Below are 3,654 nucleotides of genomic sequence, written 5' to 3' on the forward strand. Positions count from 1 at the left end.
GCAGCGTTTGCCACGGCCCATACCGCTCGGGCACGTCCCGCCACGCGGTGCCGGTGCGGAACTTCCACACAATTCCGTTGAGCACCCTTCGGTCGTCCAACCGTTTCCGGCCCCGCAGCGACGCGGGCAGCAGCGGTCGGACGAACTCCCACTCGGCATCGGACAGCTCATGGCGACGTATCACCCGGCCATGATCCACTACCCAAGATCAATTGAAGACACCCCCTAGAGCAGGTGCTGCCCGCGGGGCGGCGTGGTCAGCCGTAGCTGTCGCGGATAGTTGGTGGAGAGCCGGGGCTCGATTGACGTTCTGGTGGGGCGGTGCCGGATGTGGGGAGTCCGACGAGGGCTTCAGGGTGGGGCGAAGGGCTGGGGGCCGTGCCACTGGAGGAGGACGGTGGTGGCGTCGTCGCAGAGGTGTCCGTGGTGGCTGTGCATGAGGCGGCGCAGAGTCTCGGGGAGGGGCACGCCTTCATCGATGTGGCCGGTGAGGAAGGCAAGGAAGCGGTCGAGGCCGAATTCCTGGCCGGTTCGGGAGCGGGCTTCAGTGATGCCGTCGACGACGTATCGGGTCGCGTCGACGATTTCGCGACGGGAGTGCTTCTCCGGCAGGCCACCGCGAGCCGTGTCGCAGGCCGCCAGCGGCAGCAGCGGTTCGACCAGAGCCCAGTGGCATCAGTGGTATCCGACGGATAGCGAGGATGACGCATGACGGCCGCCCCAGCGATGTGACGGAGGCCGCCCGATCGGCGACGGACGGTCCCCTTGCGGACAAGATCTCCGGGACCGGCTATGAAATCGAGGGTCGCTCGAAAGAGTTGAGCTGGGCGACGATGTGATTGACCCGCTTGTCGTTCGGCTGGACAACGCTCCGAGACCGGATCTGACCTGGTAGGTGGACAGGTCCGTCGCGCGGACGAGCTGGCCGAAGTCCAGCCCGGCCGAGCGGTCTTCGAGGAGCACGAAGCGGACGGTGTCACCGCGGCGTCTGGCCGCATCTCCCTTCCTGCCGTGGTCTGTCGTGGGCCGGGCAGGCCGGGTTCCCGGCGCGCCACCGGCCAAGCGAGACAATTTGCACCTTTTGACGTGTCTTGTGAGGGTGGGACAGTGGGAGTGGTGAGGTCGTTATGTGGGTGACGTGCCCACCAGACATGGGGACGGGCCAGGCCAACCAGGCTGATCGAGCAGGGCAAGGACCAAGGTCCTCCTCCCCGACGGCAGCTGAGCGGAGGGCACGGACCCGAACCGGTCCTCCGCCGATCACCGGAAGGAACCACGCACCATGACCAACGAACTGCACGGCAGGAAGGTCGCAATCCTGGCCACGGACGGCGTTGAGCGCGTCGAGCTCGAAGAGCCTCTCGGCGCACTGCTGGGCGCTGGAGCGCAGGCTGAACTCCTGTCCCTCCACACCGGCGAGATCAACGCGCGCCAGATGGACATCGACCCGGCCGGAACCTTCACCGTGGACAAGAAGGTCGCCGACGCACGCGTGAGCGACTACGACGCGCTCCTGTTGCCCGGCGGAACCATGAACCCCGACCAGCTGCGAACCGACCCCGACGCCGTCGCCTTCGTGAGGGAGTTCGTGGAGACCGGCAAGCCCGTTGCCACCATCTGCCACGGACCCTGGACCCTGGCAGAGGCAGACGTGCTGCACGGCCGGCGCCTCACCTCCTGGCCCAGCATTCGTACTGACCTGCGCAACGCCGGCGCCGAGGTCGTCGACGAGGAGGTCGTGATCGACCGCCAGCTGATCTCCAGCCGCGGCCCGCAAGACCTCCCCGCCTTCTGCAAGGCGATCATCGGACACTTCGTCAACGCACCGCAACCCGCCTGATCGGCAGAAGACGCGCTTGACCGGGCGCTTGGCACGCAGCGTTAGTGCGATGGCACGCAAGAGGGTGTGGCGCTGGCCTGCATACCTCGGATGGAGCCCTACGTTAGGAAACCCGAGGTCGCAAAGTCGCCCAAATGACCGCCGACACTGACTCGGCCGAGTCACCGTGAATCAGCAGAGGAGATCGTCATGGCAAGCAGCAACCGTGCTGTCACCTTTCAGAACCCGAAAGACATGCGCGTCGAGTCGCTCGACTTCCCGAAGCTTCAGATGCCGAACGGGAAGAAGGCCCCGCACGGAGTCATCCTCAGGATCGTCGCCACCAACATCTGCGGGAGCGACCTGCACATCTACCGCGGGTCATTCCCGGTGCCCCAGGGCATGGTGATGGGGCACGAGATGACCGGTGAGGTCATCGAGGTCGGCCCCGACGTCGAGTTCCTCAGTGAGGGCGACCTCGTCTCCGTCCCGTTCAACGTCGCCTGCGGCCGATGCCGCAACTGCAGGGCGCGCCGGACCGAAGTCTGCGAGACCACAAACCCCAAGGTGTCCTGCGGAGCGTACGGCTTCAACCTGGGCGACTGGACCGGCGGCCAGGCCGAGTACCTGTTCGTCCCGTACGCCGACTTCCAGCTCCTGCGCTTCCCGGACCGGGACCAGGCCATGGCGAAGATCCGTGACCTGGCGCTGCTCTCGGACATCGTGCCCACCGCGTTTCACGGTCTCATGGAGGCCGGTGCCAAGCCGGGCTCGACCGTGTACATCGCCGGCGCCGGCCCGGTCGGCCGCTGCGGCGCAGCAGCGGCGCGGCTCCTCGGGGCGTCCTGCATCATCGTGGGCGACTACCACAAGGACCGCTTGGAGCTGGTGAAGAAGAACGGCTGCGAGACGATCGACCTGAGCCAGGACGCGGCGCTCACCGACCAGATCGAGGCCATCCTGGGCGAACCCATGGTCGACTGCGCAGTGGACTACGTCGGCGCCGAGGCACACGGCATCGGCCGCGAGGCCGAGGACATGGACCCGGCCTACGCCATCAACCAGGTGCTCGACGCCACCCGCGCGGGCGGGGCCACCGGAGTCATCGGCGTCTACGGCGCCGACCCGCTCGCGAAGTCGAAGGCCGAGCAGGAGGGAACGTACCCGATCGACTTCGGCAAGGCGTGGATCAAGTCGCCGCGGATCGCCGGCGGGCAGGCACCGATCATGCACTACAACCGCGAGCTGATGATGGCGATCCTGTGGGACCGCATGCCCTACTTGAGCGCCATGCTCAACACGAAGGTGATCAGCCTCGACGACGCCCCCGACGCCTACGCGACCTTCGACACGGGAGTGTCCGAAAAGTTCATCATCGACCCCCACGGCCTCATTCCCGCCTGAGGCCCGCCCTCATCCGTCCCTGCGAACTCATAAGCGACGGCGTAGTGGGCAGTCCGTCACCCCCGACGACGCGACGGACTGCCCAGGTGCCCCAAGGGGCGGTTAGTACCCGCTGACGCCGTAGGCGCTCAGCGCATCAGCCATCGGTTGGAAGAAGATCGTGCCGCCGCAGCGCAGTCGCCGACCGCGACAGGTGGGCGGGAGGCGTGGGCGGCGCTGTGCCTCGCGCCAGTGCAGGACTCCTGGTAGAAGACGTTGCCGGAGCGTGCGGCCGTTATCTGCCGAGCTGACTGGGGTCCATGCTTTCTTGGGTCATGTCCCTTGTCGTGGTGTAGGCGATCAGCCGTCTGACGTGGCGGGCAGGACGATTGTGTCGTCGGGGTAGAGGGCGTCCATGCTTTCGTTGGAGAGGTAGCGGCGGGGGAAGGCGA

4 protein-coding genes and 1 pseudogene are annotated in these 3,654 nt (G+C 66.8%); 2 read left to right on the forward strand and 3 right to left on the reverse strand.

Annotated features, from left to right (window positions below):
- The 3 genes and pseudogenes from DTL70_RS33095 to DTL70_RS34700 all read right to left on the reverse strand — a co-directional run.
- Window positions 1-184: transposase (locus DTL70_RS33095; RefSeq protein WP_181861160.1), on the reverse strand; the 184-nt coding region annotated here is incomplete at its 3' end.
- 167 nt (window positions 185-351) lie between these two features.
- Window positions 352-552: a hypothetical protein gene (locus DTL70_RS34695; RefSeq protein ID WP_228773899.1), complete on the reverse strand. Its 201-nt coding sequence runs from the start codon at window positions 550-552 to the stop codon at window positions 352-354.
- A gap of 3 nt (window positions 553-555) precedes the next feature.
- Window positions 556-710, reverse strand: a pseudogene (locus tag DTL70_RS34700) (transposase); the annotation flags it as partial.
- 572 nt (window positions 711-1,282) lie between these two features.
- Between DTL70_RS34700 and DTL70_RS33110 the strand changes: the two are divergent.
- Window positions 1,283-1,840: a type 1 glutamine amidotransferase domain-containing protein gene (locus DTL70_RS33110; RefSeq protein ID WP_114025723.1), complete on the forward strand. Its 558-nt coding sequence runs from the start codon at window positions 1,283-1,285 to the stop codon at window positions 1,838-1,840.
- A gap of 189 nt (window positions 1,841-2,029) precedes the next feature.
- Complete coding sequence (locus DTL70_RS33115; RefSeq protein WP_114025724.1) at window positions 2,030-3,223, forward strand: alcohol dehydrogenase catalytic domain-containing protein; 1,194 nt, start codon at window positions 2,030-2,032, stop codon at window positions 3,221-3,223.
- Window positions 3,224-3,654 lie beyond the last annotated feature (431 nt).

The organism is Streptomyces diacarni, from assembly GCF_003323715.1.
GTDB lineage: Bacteria > Actinomycetota > Actinomycetes > Streptomycetales > Streptomycetaceae > Streptomyces > Streptomyces diacarni.